Source organism: Microbacterium sp. Beta (assembly GCF_005502545.1).
In the GTDB taxonomy this organism is placed as follows: Bacteria; Actinomycetota; Actinomycetes; order Actinomycetales; family Microbacteriaceae; genus Microbacterium; species Microbacterium oxydans.
Window position 1 is genome coordinate 71,721 of record NZ_SCOG01000003.1, and the last position, 18,985, is coordinate 90,705.

Annotated in this window: 16 protein-coding genes; 9 read left to right on the plus strand and 7 right to left on the minus strand. The window is 67.0% G+C overall.

Features of this window, described 5'->3' with window-relative positions; all coding sequences use genetic code 11:
• Positions 1-27: 27 nt before the first annotated feature.
• Positions 28-1,065 carry a DNA polymerase III subunit delta gene (gene holA, locus FFS56_RS04505; RefSeq protein ID WP_046749211.1) on the plus strand — a complete coding sequence of 346 codons (1,038 nt, stop codon included), beginning with the start codon at positions 28-30 and terminating at the stop codon, positions 1,063-1,065.
• Between the two features lie 80 nt (positions 1,066-1,145).
• On the opposite strand, the gene rpsT is transcribed toward holA, so the two are convergent.
• Complete coding sequence (gene rpsT / locus FFS56_RS04510; RefSeq protein ID WP_017830351.1) at positions 1,146-1,406, minus strand: 30S ribosomal protein S20; 261 nt, start codon at positions 1,404-1,406, stop codon at positions 1,146-1,148.
• A 222-nt stretch (positions 1,407-1,628) separates the two neighbouring features.
• Between rpsT and FFS56_RS04515 the strand changes: the two genes are divergently transcribed.
• Together FFS56_RS04515 and FFS56_RS04520 are read left to right on the plus strand one after the other, a co-directional pair.
• Entirely contained in the window at positions 1,629-2,990 is a 1,362-nt protein-coding gene (locus FFS56_RS04515; RefSeq protein ID WP_127012111.1) for a family 1 glycosylhydrolase, read from the plus strand.
• On the plus strand, positions 2,987-4,225 hold the full coding sequence (locus tag FFS56_RS04520; protein ID WP_127012112.1) for an MFS transporter: 1,239 nt from the start codon (positions 2,987-2,989) through the stop codon (positions 4,223-4,225). Before FFS56_RS04515 ends, FFS56_RS04520 begins: the two co-directional genes overlap by 4 nt.
• Here the strand turns inward: FFS56_RS04520 and FFS56_RS04525 are convergent.
• The 5 genes from FFS56_RS04525 to FFS56_RS04545 form a co-directional block, all read right to left on the minus strand.
• Positions 4,169-4,996, minus strand: coding sequence for an alpha/beta fold hydrolase (locus FFS56_RS04525; RefSeq protein ID WP_082108723.1), 828 nt, complete (start codon positions 4,994-4,996; stop codon positions 4,169-4,171). The genes FFS56_RS04520 and FFS56_RS04525 overlap by 57 nt on opposite strands.
• Positions 4,997-5,071: 75 nt before the next feature.
• Positions 5,072-6,781: an ABC transporter family substrate-binding protein gene (locus FFS56_RS04530; protein ID WP_046749208.1), complete on the minus strand. Its 1,710-nt coding sequence runs from the start codon at positions 6,779-6,781 to the stop codon at positions 5,072-5,074.
• Between the two features lie 116 nt (positions 6,782-6,897).
• Complete coding sequence (locus FFS56_RS04535) at positions 6,898-8,826, minus strand: ABC transporter ATP-binding protein (RefSeq protein ID WP_127012113.1); 1,929 nt, start codon at positions 8,824-8,826, stop codon at positions 6,898-6,900.
• Complete coding sequence (locus FFS56_RS04540) at positions 8,823-9,752, minus strand: ABC transporter permease (RefSeq protein ID WP_046749206.1); 930 nt, start codon at positions 9,750-9,752, stop codon at positions 8,823-8,825. The genes FFS56_RS04535 and FFS56_RS04540 overlap by 4 nt, the downstream gene beginning before the upstream one ends.
• Before the next feature lie 2 nt (positions 9,753-9,754).
• Positions 9,755-10,738, minus strand: coding sequence for an ABC transporter permease (locus FFS56_RS04545; protein WP_046749205.1), 984 nt, complete (start codon positions 10,736-10,738; stop codon positions 9,755-9,757).
• A gap of 241 nt (positions 10,739-10,979) precedes the next feature.
• Here FFS56_RS04545 and lepA point away from each other — a divergent pair, with 241 nt between their 5' ends.
• The 4 genes from lepA to hemW all read left to right on the plus strand — a co-directional run bounded on the left by lepA (position 10,980) and on the right by hemW (position 15,263).
• Positions 10,980-12,833: a translation elongation factor 4 gene (gene lepA, locus FFS56_RS04550; protein ID WP_058631387.1), complete on the plus strand. Its 1,854-nt coding sequence runs from the start codon at positions 10,980-10,982 to the stop codon at positions 12,831-12,833.
• 30 nt (positions 12,834-12,863) lie between these two features.
• Complete coding sequence (locus tag FFS56_RS04555; protein ID WP_127012114.1) at positions 12,864-13,325, plus strand: DUF1990 family protein; 462 nt, start codon at positions 12,864-12,866, stop codon at positions 13,323-13,325.
• Positions 13,326-13,392: 67 nt separating this feature from the next.
• The gene (locus FFS56_RS04560) at positions 13,393-14,046 is read left to right on the plus strand and encodes a DUF1990 family protein (RefSeq protein WP_046749203.1); all 654 of its coding nucleotides are present in this window, start codon (positions 13,393-13,395) and stop codon (positions 14,044-14,046) included.
• The gene (hemW, locus tag FFS56_RS04565) at positions 14,046-15,263 is read left to right on the plus strand and encodes a radical SAM family heme chaperone HemW (RefSeq protein WP_046749202.1); all 1,218 of its coding nucleotides are present in this window, start codon (positions 14,046-14,048) and stop codon (positions 15,261-15,263) included. The genes FFS56_RS04560 and hemW overlap by 1 nt, the downstream gene beginning before the upstream one ends.
• A gap of 15 nt (positions 15,264-15,278) precedes the next feature.
• Here hemW and FFS56_RS04570 read toward each other — a convergent pair whose 3' ends face one another.
• Entirely contained in the window at positions 15,279-16,697 is a 1,419-nt protein-coding gene (locus FFS56_RS04570; protein ID WP_233437406.1) for a carboxylesterase family protein, read from the minus strand.
• 103 nt (positions 16,698-16,800) lie between these two features.
• Here FFS56_RS04570 and hrcA point away from each other — a divergent pair, with 103 nt between their 5' ends.
• Both hrcA and dnaJ read left to right on the plus strand, forming a co-directional pair.
• Entirely contained in the window at positions 16,801-17,832 is a 1,032-nt protein-coding gene (hrcA, locus tag FFS56_RS04575; RefSeq protein WP_046749200.1) for a heat-inducible transcriptional repressor HrcA, read from the plus strand.
• Positions 17,833-17,868: 36 nt separating this feature from the next.
• On the plus strand, positions 17,869-18,984 hold the full coding sequence (dnaJ, locus tag FFS56_RS04580) for a molecular chaperone DnaJ (RefSeq protein WP_061018470.1): 1,116 nt from the start codon (positions 17,869-17,871) through the stop codon (positions 18,982-18,984).
• Position 18,985 lies beyond the last annotated feature (1 nt).

Sequence of the window (18,985 nt, forward strand, 5' to 3'; positions counted from 1 at the left end):
GTCGGCGACCGCCGGTAGGCTGGTTCCATGGCAGCTTCGCGTACCCCTTCCCGCGGCGGCGCGAAGCCCACCAAGATCCCCCAGGTCTCCTGGCGCGAGCCGCGCCCGGCCCCGGTCGTGCTGGTCTCCGGTCCGGAAGAGGTCTGCGCCGAGCGGGCCATCGCCGGTGTGCGCGACTACCTCCGCGCCGAAGACCCTGCGCTCGAAGTCAGTGACGTACGCGCCGACGACTACGCGCCAGGGACGCTCCTGTCGCTCACGTCGCCGTCCCTGTTCGGAGAACCGCGTCTGGTGCGCGTCTCCGGCGTGGAGAAGTGCTCGGATGCGTTCATCCAGGAGGCGGTGTCGTACCTCGACCACCCGCAGGAGGGGGCGACGGTCATTCTCCGGCACACCGGAGCCAGCGTGCGGGGCAAGAAGCTCCTCGACGCTCTTCGCGGTGGTTCCGGTGGCGGCATCGAGATCGCCTGCCCGGCGATCAAGCGCGACGGCGATCGGGTCGATTTCGCAGCCGGTGAGTTCCGCGCGGCGAAGAAGCGCATCGCTCCTCCGGCCTTGCGCGCCCTGGTTTCGGCGTTCGCCGACGACCTCACAGAGCTGGCCGCAGCCTGCCAGCAGCTCATCGGCGATGTCGACGGCGACATCACCGAGGAGGTCGTCACCAAGTACTACGGCGGACGAGTCGAGGTCTCGGCGTTCGTCGTGGCCGACACCGCGATCGCCGGCCGCTACGGCGAGGCGCTCATGGCCCTCCGCCACGCACTTTCCTCGGGGGCCGACCCGGTCCCGATGGTCGCAGCCTTCGCGATGAAGCTGCGCACCATGGCCCGCGTGGCCGGCAACCGCGAGCCGAGCCGTCAACTCGCGCAGCGCCTGGGGATGAAGGATTGGCAGGTCGACCGTGCCCGTCGCGATCTGGCGGGCTGGAACGAGCGCTCGCTCGGGATGGCGATCCAGGCCACGGCCAGAGCCGACGGCGAGGTGAAGGGTGCCGCGCGCGATCCGATCTTTGCCTTGGAGCGCATGGTGACGGTCATCGCCACACGACAGCCTTTCGGCGAATAGTCCATCGCCGGGTGCGCTCACCCCGAACACGAAGAAGGCCCGCCCCGATATCGGGACGGGCCTTTCTCAGAAGCGTCGGTTCAGAGGGAAGCGACCTGCTTGGCGAGAGCCGACTTGCGGTTCGACGCCTGGTTCTTGTGCAGGACACCCTTGCTGACGGCCTTGTCGAGCTTGACGGCGGCCTTCTTCAGGGCGGCCTCTGCGGCTGCCTTGTCGCCGGCGGAGACGGCCGTACGAGTGGTACGGATGACCGTCTTGAGCTCGCTCTTCACGGCCTTGTTGCGCTCGCGAGCCTTCTCGTTGGTCTTGTTGCGCTTGATCTGCGACTTGATGTTTGCCACGTGTGGACGCTTTCTGTACAGGAGTGTTCGGAATGCCGGCAGCAGAAGAGGGCTGCTGCACAGCGGTCGTGAGGGAAGAACCCACACGCAAGCCAAGAGTCGAGTCTACCAGCAGACGGGCCGTTGACGCGAAACGGCGGCGAGAACGCGAGACTCAGTCGCGGATTCGACGGTACCGGGTGCAGAATCATCATTATCCCGACACTGATGTCTAGGAGCCACATGACCCTCGAGCCCTCCCGTTCGCCCATGCCCTCCGGGCTCCGCTGGTCCGCAGCGACGTCCGCCTTCCAGATCGAGGGCTCCCGGCCCACCGGTGCATCCGGGCGATCAATCTGGGACGACTTCCTCGAGAGGCCGGGTGCCGTCATCGACGGATCCATGGCCGACCCCGCGTGCGACAGCTACCGGCGCCCCGAACGCGACGTCGCTCTCGCGTCCGGTCTCGGACTCGACCGATACCGGTTCTCCATCCCGTGGGCTCGCGTCCAGCCCGACGGCCTGGGTCCGGGAGACACCACAGCGCTCGACCACTACTCGCGCGTCGTGGACATGCTTCTCGACGCCGGGATCCAGCCGTTCCCCACCCTGTACCACTGGGAGATGCCGAGCAGCGTCGAAGCCGACGGCGGGTGGCTCGAGCGCGACACCGCCGAGCGCTTCGCCGACTATGCGGCGCTTGTGGCTGATCGCCTCGGCGATCGGGTGCAGAACTGGTACACCCTCAACGAACCCGCGATGACGACCCTCCAGGGGTATGCGGTCGGCGCATTGGCGCCAGGCAAGCGACTCCTGTTCGGTGCCCTGCCTACCGCCCATCATCAACTGCTGGCGCACGCCCGCGCAGCGGCGGTGCTCCGAGATCGCGGTGCTGTCGCGGTGGGTCTGGTCAACAACCACACCTGGGTCCTGCCGCTGGGTGACACCGCCGAAGACCATGAGGCCGCGGCGATCTACGACCTGATCCACAACAGGGTCTTCAGCGAGCCGCTCCTCGCCGGCACCTACCCCGACCTGGAAGCACTCGGCCTGCCTTCGATGCCCGCGCCGGAAGGCGACCTCGAAGCCATCGGCCACTCGATCGATTTCTACGGCGTCAACTTCTACAATCCGACGACGGTCACGAACGCCGAAGAGGGAAGCCCGATCCCCTTCGACATCGTGCCGACGCCCGGCGTTCCGGTCACCGGATTCGGTCCCGAATGGCCGATCATGCCCGGCGCGCTGCGCGACCTGCTGATCGACCTGCATGGTCGCCATCCCGACATGCCGCCCGTGATCATCGGGGAGAACGGCGCCTCCTTCCCCGAGCCCGAGCGCGCGACCCGCGTGGAGGACACCGACCGCATCTCGTACCTCGCCGGGCATCTGCAGGCCGTCGGCGATGCGATCTCGGCCGGAGTGCCGGTGGAGGAGTACACGGTGTGGTCATTGCTGGACAACTGGGAATGGGCCGACGGCTACACCCAGCGATTCGGCCTCGTCCACGTCGACTTCGAGACGGGCGAGCGAACGCCCAAAGCCTCGTACGACTGGTACCGAGAGGTCATCCGGAGTTCGCGTGCAGCGGGGGAAAAGCGATGAACACCTCCGAGCACCCCCGCACCATACGAGCCGGCGCGCGATGGATGTCGCTGTTCACGCTCGCCTGGCTGGCGATCTGGACCGTGCAGCTCACTCCGGTGCAGCTCCTCCTCCCGCTGCAGCTCGACACTCCGGAAGACGACTGGATTCGCGGGGTCGTCTCCTCGGGCTTGGTTCTGGGCATCGGCGGGCTCGCAGGCATCCTCGCGGGTCCCGCCGCCGGTGCGCTCTCGGACCGTGCGGCTGCAGGCAGACACCGCCGTCGCCCCTGGGCGATCGGAGGGGTTCTGCTGACGGCGGTGTGCCTCGTGCTCACGGGCTACGCCGACGGCCCGTGGACCGTGGGCGCAGGTTGGGTGGGCGTGTCGATCGGCGTCGCCGTGTCATCGGCGGCCTTCACCGCGCTCATCGCCGATCAGCTGCCGACGACGCAGCGAGGTGCCGCATCTGCCGCGGTCGGTTCCAGCCAGGCCGTCGGCATCGTCGTCGGAGTGGGGCTCGTGGTACTCCTCGGCCTCGGAACCCGCGAGGGGTACTGGCTGCTCGCCGGGATCATCGCGGTCGTCGGCACGGCGACCGCACTCCTGCTGCCGGATCCGCCGAGTACGGAGGCGCTGAGGCCTAAGCGCAGCGGAGGGCGCCGGCTCGCCTCGCTCCGCGACCGCGACTTCGCGTGGATGCTCTCCGGTCGACTGGTGACGAACGTGGGGAATGCCCTCGGCACCGCGCTGTTCCTGTTCTTCCTGTTGCACGGCCTCGGGCAGCCCAGCGCGACAGCCCAGGACAATCTGCTGCTGCTCATCGTCGTGTACACGGTCTTCGTCGTCCTCGCCTCCGTGGTCACCGGCATCGTGTCCGACCGCACCGGGAACAGGAGAACGCTCACGGTCGCCGCAACGGTCGTGCAAGCGGCGTCCGGGGTGGCGATCGCGCTCGTCCCGACGTTCGAGATGACCATGGTGGCCGCGGCCCTCATGGGGCTCGGATACGGGGCGTTCTCCACGGTCGGCCTCGCTTTCGCCGCCGATCTCCTCCCGGATGCGCAGGACCACGCGAGGGATCTGGGAATCGTCAACGTGACGGCCGCCCTCGGACAACTCATCGGCCCGGTGCTGGGAGCCGGCCTGGTCGCACTCGTCGGCGGGTTCTGGCTCGTGTTCGTCGCAGCCGCCGTGCTGTCACTGGTCGGCGGACTCCTCACGGCGTTCGCTCGGCAGCCGTCCACGGCGGCGTGAGCGCGCAGCGAGCTCCTCTACGTCCACGTCTTCTGCATCCGCCTGCGCTGCTTCCGCCTGCTCGACGGTCGCGATGGCGAGCTGCAGCACGGCGTTGAAGATCTCCGGTCGCATCGCGGTGATCAGGTGGGTGGTGCGCGGCACGACGATCAGCTCCGCATGTGGTGCGAGCTGCCGGAACAGAGGCTCGTTCAGCCGCAACTGGTCGTACTGCCCGTTCACGAACCACAGCGGAACGGTGATGCGGGGAACGGCTGCGGCGATGTCGAGTGCGGCGAGGCTGCGCAGTGCGGCGTCCTGCGTGTCGAGCGCGTAGCCGCCGGCGGCGAAGTCCGAACGGTTCTCGAGAGGGATGGTGGCGGCGAGCATCTGGCGTGTCAGCCACATCCCACGATCGGGGAGGGAGTCGACGGCGCGGGCGAACAGGCGGTACGCGGCGAGACCGGTGCCGCGGGGCAGCGACGTGCAGGCGGCGGCGACCAGGGCGGCGATCGGCGGAGCCTCGGCACCGCCGGCGTAGGCGAGCGAGAGCAGTCCGCCCATGGAATGGCCGACGAGGACGACGGGTCCTTTGTCAGCGGCCGCGCGCACTGCGACGTCGATCGTGTGCAGCGCCTCGTGCAGCGTGAAGTCCTCTTGCATCCGTGATCCGTGGCCGGGAAGGTCGACGGCGGTGAAGGCGTGTCCCCGCTCCTCGAGATAGACGGCCTGCGACCGCCACATCGTGGCCGAGGTGCGGATGCCGTGCACGAAGACGATCTGTGCGCTCACGGGTTCAGCATAAGGAAAGCGGGGCCGGTGGATGAACCACCGGCCCCGCTTCGACACGATTCGTGTCAGAGGGTGTTACTTCTCCCAGCCGACGTTCTCGACCGGGGTGATGCCGAACAGGTCCAGTCCGACGTAGGGCTCGGGCGTGAGGTTCGCCAGGCCTTCCTTGACGGTGTAGATCTGCGGTCCGTTGTACAGCGGGATGAGGCCCCAGCGCTTGTAGATCTCCGGCTCGAGCTTCATCGCGGCAGCGGTCTGCGCCTCGGGGTCGCTCTGCGACTCGACCTTGTCCTTGATCTCGGCGTCGAGCTCGGCGTCACCGACACCCGACAGGTTGAGACCCGAGTCCGAGCAGTACAGCTGGCAGAACCAGGCGGCACCGAACGGGTCGGACGAGGTGAAGCGGAGTCCGGAGACGTCCCAGTTCTTCGAGGTGTAGTCCTCGGAGAACTGGCTGGCCGGACGGACCTCGACCTTGACGTCGATGCCGATCGCCTTCTCCTGCGCCTGCAGCGACTGCGCGAGAGCCTTCTGCGTCGCCGAGTCGGCCCAGATCGGGTAGACGACGGAGAGCTTGACGCCATCCTTCTCGCGGATGCCGTCGGAGCCTTCCTCCCAGCCGGCCTCGTCGAGGAGCTTCTTGGCGCCCTCGACGTCGAACTTCCAGCCGGCCTCCTTCATGGAGTCGGAGTAGCCGGGCTGGAACGAGAACAGGGTCAGCGAGCCGGCCGGGTCCTCTTCGTAGCCGAGGCCGTTCCAGGCGATCTGCTTCTGCTGGTCGATGTTGATGGCCTTGAAGAATGCTTCGCGGACCTTGACGTCCTCGAACTGCGGCTTGGTCGAGTCGACCTGCAGGATGGTGTTGGCCGTCTGCTGCGCGCGGTACACCTTTGCGCCGTCGACGTCCTTGACCTGGTCGATGAGCTCCTGCGAGCCCGTCTCGACCATGTCGACCTCACCGTTCTTGAAGGCGTTGACGCCGGCCTGGGCGTCCATGCCGGTCATGGTGACCTCGTCGAGCAGCGGAGCGTCGCCCCACCACTCGGGGTTCGGCTTGAACGAGATGTAGCCCTTGTTGGCGTCGAACTCGTTGACCGTGTACGGACCTGCGCCCCACTCGGGGTGCGGGTTCTCGATCATCGCCTCGTTGAACGTCGTCGGGTCGGCGAGTGCCGGGTGGATCACGCCGCCGTTGAAGGGCATCTGCGGCCAGGCGAACTCACCCTTGAACGTGACGATCGCGGTCTTCGCGGTGTCACCCTGCTCGACGGACTCGATCTCCTTGTAGCCGTCGGTGGCGTTGGGGTTGAAGCCCTCGTCGTACGAGCGGTTGGCCTTCCACGTGGCGTCGATGGCAGTCCAGTCCATGTCGGTGCCATCGTTCCAGTGCGCCTCATCGGTGAACGTGAAGGTCAGGACGGTCTTGCCGTCCTTCACCTCGTTCTTCCACTCGGAGAGGTAGTTGTCGTTCTTGTACTGCGTGCCATCCGGCTTCATGAGGATGATCTGCGGCATGTACCACGCGGCGATACGCGCGGTGTCGGCGCTGCCGTCGCTGTTGAACGAGTTCAGCTGCGGCGGCACCTCGCGGATGGCGAAGTTGACCGTGCCACCCTCCTTGAGGTTCTCGCGCGGCTGGGGGTTGTAGTTCGCCATCTCGACGTCGGTCTTCTCGCCGGCGTCGCCATTGTCGCCACTACCGGTGTTGCCGGCAGCGCACCCACTGAGCGCGAGTGCGAAAGCGCCGGTGAGTGCCAGCGCTCCCATCAGCTTGTACTGCTTCATGGTGCTCCTTTCGCCTTGCGGCGTGTCATAAGGGGAGAATAGTTCGCCGCGTGCACGAATGCCCCTGCGGCGAGTGAATCTGGACTAACCGTTACCGGACGGTGACCGTCGCTCGATCAGGAGGCGACGGGTCGAGCGGTCACCGTCGCCGGATCGAACACGATCCGCTCGCGCGTGCGCTCGATATCGGGGTCGGGCACCGGGATCGCGGAGAGCAGAGCCTTCGTGTACGGGTGCTGCGGATTGTCGAAGACATCGTCCACATCGCCGTGCTCGACGAAGTCTCCGAGGTACATCACGGCGACGCGGTCGGCGATGTGCCGAACGACGGACAGGTCGTGCGCGACGAACAGGTACGACAGCCCGAGCTTGACCTTGAGATCGTCGAGCAGGTTGATCACGCCGGCCTGGATCGATACGTCGAGCGCGGAGACCGGCTCGTCGAGTACCAGGATCTTCGGGTTGGTGGACAGGGCCCTGGCGATGCCGATTCGCTGACGCTGACCCCCCGAGAACGCCTGAGGGAAACGATCGCTGTGTGCGGGGTTGAGTCCGACGAGATCCATCAGCTCCTGCACACGGCGGTGAGCCTCGGCTTTCGAAGTGCCGATGGCCGACAGCGGCTCCGAGATGATGTCCGCGACCGTCATACGGGGATCGAGCGCCCCCATCGGGTCCTGGAACACGATCTGGATGTCGCGTCGCAGGTCCCGCTCCACCTTGTGGCTGCGGATGTCGTTGACACTGGTGCCGGCGATGATGATATCTCCGTCGGTCTGCTTCACCATGTCCATGATCTGCAGCAGCGTCGTCGTCTTGCCGGAACCGGACTCGCCGACGATGGCCAGGGTCTCGCCCTCGCGCACGTCGAAGCTGATGCCCTTGATCGCGTGCACCTCGCCGACCTTGCGCTTCAGGAACGCGCCCTTGAGCAGCGGGAAGGTCTTCGTGAGATTCTTCACCTCCAGCGTGATGGGTCGCTCCTCGCGGGGCAGGCGGGTCAGTGCGCTGTCCAGTTCCTCGCGCACCGGGTACACGGGCAGGCCGCCGAGAAGGCCGCCGTCGGTGATCTCGTTCGCACGGATGCACGCGGCAAGGTGCTCCTCGCCGCCGCCGGTGAGCACGGGCAGCAGCTCAGGCTCGCGGGTGCGGCAGGCGTCCATGACGATGGGGCAGCGGTCGGCGAACGGGCACGCATCCGGGAGGTTGATCAGCAGCGGGGGATTGCCCTTGATCGGCGTGAGCGGCTCCTTCTCGGCTTTGTCCACGCGGGGGATCGCACCGAGGAGGCCGATCGAGTACGGCATCCGCGTCTGATGGAACAGCTCGCGCACCGGTGCCTGCTCGACGGGCTTGCCTGCATACATGACCATCACATCGTCGGCCGTGCGGGCGACGACGCCCATGTCATGGGTGATCATCATGACGGCGGCGCCGGTCTCGGCCTGGGCCTTCTCGATCAGGTCGAGGATCTGCGCCTGGATCGTCACGTCCAGCGCCGTGGTCGGTTCGTCGGCGATGATCAGCTTCGGGTTGTTGGCCATCGCGATGGCGATGACGACGCGCTGACGCATTCCACCGGAGAACTCGTGCGGGAAGGACTTCATCCGCTTCTCGGGTTCCGTGATGCCGACGAGCTTCAGGAGCTCGATCGACCGGGTGGTCGCCTCCTTGACGCTGAGGTTGCGGTGCACCGTCAGCGCCTCGATCAGCTGCGCACCGATCGTGTAGACGGGAGTGAGCGAGGTGAGCGGGTCCTGGAAGACCATGGAGATCCCGTTGCCGCGGATGGCGGAGAGCTGGGTATCGGTCTTGCCAAGGAGCTCCTGACCGTCGAAGACGATCGAGCCGGTCACCTTGGCGTTCTCGTCGAGCAACCCCATCACGGCGAGGGAGGTGACCGACTTGCCCGAGCCCGACTCTCCGACGATGCCGAGCGTCTTTCCGGCTTCGAGGTCGAAGGAGACGCCGCGGACCGCGTCGACTCGACCGGACTCGGAAGCGAAGCTGACCTTGAGGTCGCGGACGGAGAGTACAGGGCTCATGCGCGGCCTCCTGCAGCCGAGGTGGGATCGAGGGCATCGCGCAGTCCGTCGGCGATGAGCGCCATGGAGACGGTGAGCAGCGTGAGGACGAGCGCGGGGAAGTAGAACAGCCACGGGGAGCTGATGATGGAGGAGCTGCCCTCGCCGATCAGCGAACCGAGGGAGACATCGGGGATCTTGACGCCGAAGCCGATGAACGACAGCCCGGTCTCGGTGGTGACGGCGGCGACGATGCCGAGGGTGAAGTTGATCACCAGCAGCGATCCGATGTTCGGGATCAGATGCCGGGTCACGATGCGCAGGCCACGCACGCCCATGTAGCGCGCTGCCTGGACGTACTCGCGCTCGCGCAGCGACAGCGTCATGGTCCAGATGATGCGGGCCGGGAAGAACCAGCCGACGAAGATCATCACGAAGGCGATGACCCACCACACGCCGCCGGAGTCGTTCGAGATGATCGACAGCAGCAGGAAGGTCGGGACAACCATCATGAAGTGGATGAACAGCAGGGCGAACCGCTCGAACCAGCCGCCGAAGTAGGCGGCAGCGGTGCCGACGAGGGCCGAGAGGATCGTCGTGCCGACGGAGACGGTGACAGCGATCATGAGAGAGCGCTGCAGACCGATCGCCGTCTGCGTGTAGGTGTCGTTACCGGCGCCGTTGGTTCCGAACCAGTGCGCGGCGGACGGCGGCTGGCTCAGCGCCAGGAAGTCCATGCTGTCGACGGCATACGGAGACAGCAGGGGGCCGACCGTGGAGAAGATGATCAGCACGACCAGGACGATGACACCTCCCACAGCCGGCTTGTTGCGCATGAATCGGCGGGTGTAGAGCGTCCACTTGGACAGCGACTTGCCCGAGGCGCGATCGGCGGTCGGCGGGGCTGCCGGCGGCTCGACGAGGGGGTCGATCATATCGGTGGTCATGGTCAGCTCACCCTCACTCGCGGGTCGAGAACGACGACGACGATGTCGGCGAGCACTGCGCCGATCGCGGTCAGCACGGCGCCGAAGGCGGCGACGGCGACCACGCCGTTGATGTCGTTGTTGTTGATGGTGTCGAGGAAGTACCGCCCCATGCCCTGCCAGGCGAAGATCCGCTCCGTCAGGACGGCGCCCGTGAAGATCGTCGGGATCGTGAAGGCGACCTGCGTGGCCACCGGGATGAGCGACGTTCGCAGGGCGTGCTTGCGGATCGCCTGCGACTTGGTCAGGCCCTTGGCGCGGGCGGTGCGCACGTAGTCGGCATTGATGTTGTCGAGCAGGAGCGACCGCTGCAGGAAGTGGTACTGGGCGTAACCGACGATCACGAGTGCGATCGTCGGGAGAGTGAGGTGCTGCAGCGTGTCGACGAGGACGGGGAAGAACCCGGTCACCCCCGGACTCGATGAACCGGTGACGTAGAAGATGCGGACGCCGGTCCACTCGTTGAGGGCGATCGCGAGGAGGACCACGGCGAGGCCGGCGACGATGATGTTCACGTTCATCGTGATGATCGATGTCGCCTGACCGATACGGTCGGCGAGCTTGTACTGGCGGGAGGCGGTGTAGACGCCGAGCCAGATGCCGAGCACCGCCGCGATGATCGTCGCGCCGAGCACCAGCTCGGCACTGACCCACATGCGGTAGGACACCTGCTCGTTGACCGACTGCCCGGTGGGGCTCACACCCCAGTCCCAGCGGAAGAGGATGCCGCTGAACCAGTTCCACCACCGCTCGATCAGCGGGACGGTGTCGCTGAGGTTGCGCGGGATCAGGACGTTGTCGATCTGCTCAGGAGAGAGCGGAGGTCGGCGCCCGACATAGTTGCTGCGCGGATCGAGGAAGCCCCACGCCAGGAAGAACGTGAGGTTCGTGGCGACCACGATCATGAGCAGCCAGCCGAGTGCTCGGCGCAAGAGGTACTTGATCAAGGGGGGTAAGTCTTTCTCTTCTACAGACGCGCTCGGGATCTGCCGACGCAACGCTGAGTCAGTTGGATACACAATCGCCATCCACCGAACTCTGCGACGCGACGACCATCACGGGGTGTATGACGGAGTCTTATCGCTTGCGGGATCCGGTGTCACGGATTTTCCCTGGCAACTTCGGGAGACTATCACCGGTATGGCCGAATCGGGGATTAGCCTCCCCTGACCGTACAATCGAGTGGACATGTCCCCACGCGCTCTCACCCCTCTTCAGCCTGCTGCGACGCCGGCTGCGCAGATCCGTAATTTCTGCATCATCGCCCACATCGACCACGGCAAGTCGACGCTCGCCGACCGCATGCTCCAGATCACGGGCGTCGTCTCGGATCGCGACATGCGCGCGCAGTACCTCGACCGTATGGACATCGAGCGTGAGCGCGGCATCACCATCAAGAGCCAGGCGGTCAGGATGCCCTGGGAGCTGGATGGGCAGACCGTCGCGTTGAACATGATCGACACCCCGGGTCACGTCGACTTCACGTACGAGGTGTCCCGGTCCCTCGCCGCCTGCGAGGGAGCGATCCTGCTCGTCGACGCCGCACAGGGCATCGAAGCGCAGACCCTCGCCAACCTGTACCTCGCGCTCGAGAACGATCTCCACATCATCCCGGTGCTGAACAAGATCGACCTCCCGGCGGCCGACCCGGAGAAGTACGCGAAGGAGCTGGCCTCCCTCATCGGCGGGAAGCCGGAGGATGTGCTGCGGGTCTCCGGTAAGACCGGTGCCGGCGTGGAGGACCTGCTCGACAGGCTCGTCCAGGAGATCCCGGCGCCGAGGGGTGACGCGGATGCTCCGGCCCGCGCCATGATCTTCGACTCGGTCTATGACGCGTACCGCGGCGTCGTCACGTACGTCCGCATGATCGACGGCAGCCTGTCGCCCCGCGAGCGCATCCAGATGATGTCGACGGGCGCGAACCACGAGGCTCTCGAGGTCGGCGTGTCCAGCCCGGAACCGACTCCCACCAAGGGGCTCGGGGTCGGTGAGGTCGGCTACCTCATCACCGGCGTGAAGGACGTCCGTCTCTCCAAGGTCGGCGACACGATCACGAACGCCCGCAAGCCCGCATCCGAAGCGCTCCCCGGATACACCGACCCGAAACCGATGGTGTTCTCGGGCATCTACCCGATCGACGGCAGCGACTATGCGGAGCTCCGCGAGGCCCTGGACAAGCTGAAGCTCTCCGATGCCTCCCTGCAGTACGAACCGGAGACCTCGGTCGCCCTCGGGTTCGGATTCCGCTGCGGCTTCCTCGGACTCCTGCACCTGGAGATCGTGACCGAGCGTCTTGCGCGGGAGTTCGGACTCGATCTCATCACCACGGCGCCCAGCGTGATCTACGAGGTGCTCACGAGCGACACCGGCGAGACCGTCACCGTCACGAACCCGAGCGAGTACCCCGATGGGCGCATCGGCTCGGTGTCGGAGCCCATGGTCAAGGCGGCCATCCTGTTGCCCAAGGACTACGTCGGCACCGTCATGGAGCTGTGCCAGTCGCGTCGAGGCACGTTGCTCGGCATGGAGTACTTCTCCGAGGAGCGCGTCGAGCTGCGCTACAACATGCCGCTCGGCGAGATCGTCTTCGACTTCTTCGATCAGCTGAAGTCGAAGACCCAGGGGTATGCGTCGCTCGACTACGAGCCCTCAGGGCAGCAGGAAGCCGACCTGGTGAAGGTCGACATCCTCCTGCAGGGGGAGAAGGTCGATGCCTTCAGTTCGATCGTGCACCGCGACAAGGCCTACGCCTACGGCACGATGATGGCGGAGCGGCTGCGCAAGCTCATCCCTCGCCAGCAGTTCGAGGTGCCGATCCAGGCCGCGATCGGCGCACGCATCATCGCCCGCGAGACGATCCGCGCGATCCGCAAGGACGTGCTGGCCAAGTGCTACGGCGGCGACATCACCCGCAAGCGCAAGCTCCTCGAGAAGCAGAAGGAGGGCAAGAAGCGCATGAAGATGGTGGGCCGTGTCGAGGTGCCGCAGGAGGCGTTCATCGCTGCGCTCTCCGGCGATGTCGAAGGCAAGGAAAAGAAGTAACCGGTGCCGTTCCCGGCGTATGAGCGGGGGGTGACGCGCGGCCCGATCCGCGCGGTGCCGAAGGGGATGCGCCTCTCCGAGCGTTCAACGGTCGTCGGCCCTGCCGCGCGAACTGCGGTCGCCGCGCTGGTGAGCTCGTGGGAGTTCAAGCGCCGTGCGGGATTCGAAGTCCCTGCCGGTGCGCCTGCCGCAGGCGTCGAGGGCGTGCTCGCGAAGCGTCTGCTCGGTATTCGATTCGTGGAGCCCGTCCGGGTCGTATGGGCGGATGAGAACGGCTTCGGCTACGAAACCCGTCCTGGGCATCCGATCTACGGCGAGGAGTCGTTCCTGATCGACGAGCACGGCGTTTTCGTCGCGCGATCGGTCTCGCGTCCTTCGACGTGGTTCTGGCGATTGCTGGCGCCGGCGCTCCTGCTGCTGCAGCGAGCCACGCACGACCGGTATGTCCGCATCGTTCAGGATGAGGCGGGGGCGTCGTCGGTCTCGCGCTGAGCCACGATGTGACGCTCCGCGGCGCGTGGGGGTGTTCGCTCAGGTAACCCGAAGTAGGGTGGAAGTCATGCGGCGCGGGACTTTCCGAGACGACACGGTGGACTATGCGGCCGTGGGTGCGACCCATGCTCCGGATCTGATGCAGTACCCGCCGGAGCGCAGCATCCCGGCGGAGGAATCCTGGCGGATCGGCAGCGGGATCGAACGCTTCCAGACCGCCGGAGAAGCGCTTCTGTCGTGGACGGCACAGCGCGCTGCCGGCCTGACGGTCGAAGACGTGCGCCCCGCACCGGGACCTGCCTATGCGGGCGTGAGCTTCGACGCCGAGGGCAACCCGATCGCTCCGAGCAAGCGCGACGTCGAGCAGCGCTACGACGCGGAGGGCATGCCGTTCGTCGGCGCGGGGATGACCCTGCACCTCCGCGGGCGCGTCGCGGGCATGCGCGCCGACTCCGAGCTCCGCGTGATCTCCGTCACGGAGGAGACCCGTCGTGTCGGGTTCGTCCTCGGAACCGTCGGCGGATCGGTGGTCAGCGGAGAAGAGTCGTTCGACGTGGACTGGCGTGAAGACAACGACGAGGTGTGGTTCACCGTGCGCGCCTTCGACGCGCCGAACGGCCTGCTCTACCGCACGATCCCCGCTCTCGTGAAGCGTCGCCGCCGCGAGCTCTTCGCGCGCTATCTTCGGGCGATCTCCCCGCTGTACGCGACTCCCGTCTGATGGCGGGACCACTTCCTCTCGGAGACCCCGCCCCGGCGGACGGGCGCTTGCCCGCAGATCTTCGGATCGATGAGCATGTGCCGTTCTCCGCCTACCTGCACATCCCGTTCTGCACCGTGCGCTGCGGCTACTGCGACTTCAACACGTACACCTCGACCGAGCTGCGCGGGGCGAAGCAGGAGGACTACGCGTCGACGTTGATCGCGGAGATCGCCCTCGCTCGTCGAGTGCTGGATGACGCGGGAGCGCTGCGGCCGATGGACACCGTGTTCTTCGGCGGCGGTACTCCCACGCTTCTCCCCGCCGGCGACCTCGCACGCATGCTCGGAGCGGCGACAGATGCGTTCGGCCTGGCAGCGGGCGCGGAGGTCACGGTCGAGGCGAACCCCGACACGGTGACGCCCGAAGTGGCGCACACCTTGGCACGAGCAGGAGTCACGAGGATGTCGGTCGGCATGCAGTCTGCCGTTCCCCACGTGCTCGCCGCCCTCGATCGCACGCACCGCCCGGAGAACGTGCGCACGGCCGTCGCCGCCGCGAAGGATGCGGGCCTTGCCGTGAGCGTGGACCTGATCTACGGCGCACCGGGGGAGTCCCTCGCCGACTGGCAGGCGTCGCTCGATGCCGCACTCGCGCTGGAGCCGGACCACATCTCGGCCTACGCGCTCATCATCGAAGACGGAACCAAGCTCGCGCGTCAGATCCGCCGCGGGGAGGTGCCGACCCCCGACGACGATCTCCAGGCCGACATGTACGAGCTCGCCGACGCCCGACTCGCTGCCGGCGGCTTCGACTGGTACGAGGTGAGCAACTGGGCGCGCACGCCCGATCGTCGCTCCCGACACAACCTCGCGTACTGGCGGGGGAACGACTGGTGGGGCTTCGGTCCCGGAGCGCACAGTCACGTCGCCGGTCTGCGCTGGTGGAACGTGAAGCACCCCGCGGCGTACGCCCAGCGCCTTGCCGCATCCGAGTCGCCGGCAGCAGGCACCGAGCGCCCGGACGACGACTCGCGCACGCTCGAGCGGATCCTGCTGCTCAGCCGCATCCGCGAGGGGATCGCGATCGACGACGTCCCGAGGGCGAACCGGAGCAGGGTCGCCGGACTCATCGCCGACGGTCTCGTCGAACCACTCGCAGCGCTTCAAGGGCGCGTGCAGCTGACGCTACGCGGTCGCCTGCTCGCCGATGCCGTCGTCCGCGAACTGACCGACTGAAGGCTGAAGCGTTCGTCACCCGGGGAGCAGATCCATCGCCGCCGCACGTCGTTGGGGCACCGTCGTGCTCCTGGCATCGAACACCCGCGTGAGGCGATCGTCACCGTAGGCCGGCCAGCCAGGATCGCCCGACGTCACGAACCCGACCCACGACGTGTTCATCTCGGCTGCGAGATCACGCGGAGCGTCGGGACCTGCCAGACGCGCGGCTTCGTCGTCATCGAGGCGATCGAACACGAACCCGAGCTCGAGCGCGTGTGCCGCGCGGAGATCGCGGACGGGACTCGGCCAGGCGAACTCGTAGACGTGCGTCTTCTCCGGGCGCGCGGCTGCCACCCGGCTCAACGGAGCACGCAGCATCACGTCCGTGACGAGCTGCCCCAGGATCTCTCCAGCGCCGGCGTCGGGGAACGCGGATCGATAGGCCGCCACCGCACGTCGAGGGATGCGGGAGAGCAGTCGCGCGGCTTGCAGCTTGAACTCTCCGATGCCTGCCAGCACCTCCGGTGGGAACCAGAGCCGATACTCGTCGGTGTTGCTCCCGATGAGTAGCGGCGTGTCGATCTCGCGAAGCACCTCGTGCGGTGACCGGGGAAGGCTCTCGGGGTCGATCGCCAACTGGAACGCCGGAGCCCCGCCGAGGGGAGACGATCCGGCGGATTGAGCTTTCCGTGCGTCCAACAGCTTCTCGGGCGTCAGAGCGGCGAAAGAGGCGCGGTCGGCTCGTACTCCGAGTCGCTTCGCGAGTCGAGCCGTCACACGTCCGGCCTTCTTCGGAGTCTGCGCCTGGAGTGGTCCGGACTCGATGATGGCGCGACTGATGAGTGCGCGGGAGTCCGCCCGAGCGAGGAGTCCGGCGACGATGGCTCCACCGGCGGACTCGCCCATCGCCGTTATCCGTGTCGGGTCGCCGCCGAGAGCGGCGACCTCACGGTGCACCCACTCGAGGGCCGCGACCGCATCGCGCAGGCCGAGGTTCCGTGGGGCGCCCTCCAAGACGGAGAACCCCTCCGAGCCGAGTCGGTAGTTGATCGACACGAAGACGATTCCCGCCTGCGCGAAGACAGCGCCGTCATAGAGCGGAAGAGCGGCGGTGCCGCGTTCGAGCGCGCCGCCGTGGATCCAGAGCAGCACGGGGGCGCCGGAGGCGTCGGTCGGAGCCCAGACGTTCGCCGTGAGGATGTCGTCTCCGTCGATCCGCACCGAGCCGAGCAGCTCGCCGATGGCGCCCGCATACGGAACCTGAGGCGGAGTGGGGCCGAACTCCAGTGCGTCGCGCACGCCGTCCCAGGTCGCGACAGGCTGCGGCTCGCGGAACCTGTGCTCGCCGAACGGCGCCATGGCATACGGGATGCCGAGGTAGCGGACGATCCCCGCCTCCTCGACGCCACGAACGATGCCGGTCGACAGGGTGGCATGCGGGGAGGAGGTCATGAGCGTCATCCTAGAGTCGTCGGTCCGCGGTACGGAGAACCCGCAGTTGCACGGGGTAGGATTGGCACTCTGAACGTCCGAGTGCCAGCGGAAGGGAAGGGCGATGGTCACAGAGCGAGGGCTGCAGGTTCTCCGCGCGATCGTGCAGGACTACGTCGAGACCCACGAACCCGTCGGCAGCCGGTCGATCGTCGACAGGCATTCCTTCGGCGTCTCGGCCGCCACGATCCGAAACGACATGGCGCTGCTCGAGGATGAAGAGCTGATCACCGCTCCGCACACCTCGTCGGGAAGGGTTCCCACAGACAAGGGCTACCGCGTCTTCGTGAATCATCTCGCCCAGTTGCGCCCGCTCTCTTCGGCACAGCGCTCGGCGATCGAGTCGTTCCTGGGCGAACCGGCCGATCTCGACGACCTGATGGTGCGCACGGTGCGGGTGCTGACGCAGCTGACGGGTCAGGTCGCGCTCGCACAGTATCCGTCGTTCGCGCGTGCGCACGTGACGCATGTCGAGCTGGTGGCTCTGGCACCGAACCGGCTGCTGATCGTTCTGGTCACCGATGCCGGCGGCGTGTCACAGCGGATCGCCCCCCTGCCGGAGATCATCGACGAGTCCGACCTCGCGGTGCTGCGTGCACGCCTGTCGTCGTTGATCACCGGGCAGGGCATCGGTGAGGCATCCGACCGTCTCCAGCTGCTGCTCGGGGCGGAGGACAAGCCTCAGGACGCGGTGCTCCGCACGCTCGCCGGCGTCGTCGTCGACGAGCTCGGCGGCTTCCGTCAGGAACGTCTGGTGATGGCGGGGGCGGCCACCCTCGCGCGTCGGGAACAGGACTTCCGCGGGAGCATCCATCCGCTTCTCGAGGCGATCGAGGAGCAGGTGACGCTGCTGCGACTGATGAGCGAGATGGTGACCGACGAGCACGGTCTCGCGGCCAGCATCGGCACAGAGAATGCCCCCTTCGGCCTCGGTGAGGCGTCGATCGTGGCCAGCAACTACGCCGCCCCCAGCGGCACGGCGCGAGTCGGCGTGATGGGGCCGACGCGCATGGACTACCCGAGCAATCTCGCCGCAGCGCGGGCCGTGGCCCGCTACCTGTCGCGGATGCTCGACGAAGACGAGGCCGGCCGCTGACGCGGTCGCCACGAGAACACACGCAGAAAGGCGATTGTGGCGGACCACTATGAGGTTCTCGGGGTGTCCCGGGACGCTTCCACCGATGAGATCAAGAAGGCGTACCGACGCCTTGCCCGGCAGCTGCACCCGGATGTGAACCCCGGGGACGACGCTGCGGAGAAGTTCAAGCTCGTCACGCATGCGTACGACGTCCTCAGCGACGACGAGTCACGCCGCCGCTACGACATGGGCGGCGGAGACGGCGCCGCGGGGAACTTCGGCGGCTTCGGCGGTTTCGGCGACATCTTCGAGACGTTCTTCGGTGCTTCTCAGGGGGGAGGGCGCGGTGCGCGTCCACGGTCGCGTCGGGAGCGGGGCCAGGACGCCCTCGTCCGGGTCACGCTCGACCTCGGCGACGTCGTGTTCGGGGCGCATCGGGACATCGAGGTCGACACCGCCGTGCTGTGCGAGACGTGTCAGGGGTCGTGCTGTCAGGAGGGCACCTCGCCGGTCACGTGCGACATCTGCGGCGGCTCCGGCCACGTGCAGCGTCAGGTGCGCAGCCTGCTCGGCAACGTGGTCACCTCTCAGCCCTGCGGCACCTGCGAGGGCTACGGCACGACCATCCCGTATCCCTGCGGCACCTGCGGTGGTCAGGGTCGCGTGCGTTCGCGCAGAACGGTGTCGCTCGACATCCCCGCCGGTGTCGAGACGGGACTCCGCCTGCAGCTTCCCGGTTCCGGTGAGGTCGGCAAGGCGGGCGGACCGAACGGTGACCTGTACGTCGAGGTGACCGTCAACCCGCACGCGGCGTTCAGTCGCGAGGGAGACGACCTGCTCGCGACCCTCGAGGTGTCGATGACCGACGCGATCCTCGGTACCGAGACCAAGATCCAGGCACTCGACGGCGAGGTCGACCTCGAGATCCGTCCCGGTGTGCAGTCCGGTGACGTGCTCACGATCAAGGGACGGGGTATCACCCCGCTCCGCGGCACGCAGCGCGGCGATCTGCGGGTCGGCGTCCAGGTGCTGACACCGACTCGACTGGATTCCGCGCAGCGTGCGCTGATCGAGGACTTCGCGAAGAAGGCGAAGTCTCCGGAGCCCCAGCTCGCCCAGTTCCAGCAGGGACTCTTCTCCAAGCTCCGCGACCGCTTCCGCAGCCACTGAT

Excerpts from the sequence above, each read along its gene's own strand:
- holA (WP_046749211.1), top strand. The coding sequence starts at position 28 with ATGGCAGCTTCGCGTACCCCTTCCCGCGGCGGCGCGAAGCCCACCAAG.
- FFS56_RS04515 (WP_127012111.1), top strand. The coding sequence starts at position 1,629 with ATGACCCTCGAGCCCTCCCGTTCGCCCATGCCCTCCGGGCTCCGCTGG.
- FFS56_RS04520 (WP_127012112.1), top strand. The coding sequence starts at position 2,987 with ATGAACACCTCCGAGCACCCCCGCACCATACGAGCCGGCGCGCGATGG.
- FFS56_RS04530 (WP_046749208.1), bottom strand. The coding sequence starts at position 6,781 with ATGAAGCAGTACAAGCTGATGGGAGCGCTGGCACTCACCGGCGCTTTC.
- FFS56_RS04535 (WP_127012113.1), bottom strand. The coding sequence starts at position 8,826 with ATGAGCCCTGTACTCTCCGTCCGCGACCTCAAGGTCAGCTTCGCTTCC.
- FFS56_RS04540 (WP_046749206.1), bottom strand. The coding sequence starts at position 9,752 with ATGACCACCGATATGATCGACCCCCTCGTCGAGCCGCCGGCAGCCCCG.
- lepA (WP_058631387.1), top strand. The coding sequence starts at position 10,980 with ATGTCCCCACGCGCTCTCACCCCTCTTCAGCCTGCTGCGACGCCGGCT.
- FFS56_RS04560 (WP_046749203.1), top strand. The coding sequence starts at position 13,393 with ATGCGGCGCGGGACTTTCCGAGACGACACGGTGGACTATGCGGCCGTG.
- hemW (WP_046749202.1), top strand. The coding sequence starts at position 14,046 with ATGGCGGGACCACTTCCTCTCGGAGACCCCGCCCCGGCGGACGGGCGC.
- FFS56_RS04570 (WP_233437406.1), bottom strand. The coding sequence starts at position 16,697 with ATGACCTCCTCCCCGCATGCCACCCTGTCGACCGGCATCGTTCGTGGC.
- hrcA (WP_046749200.1), top strand. The coding sequence starts at position 16,801 with ATGGTCACAGAGCGAGGGCTGCAGGTTCTCCGCGCGATCGTGCAGGAC.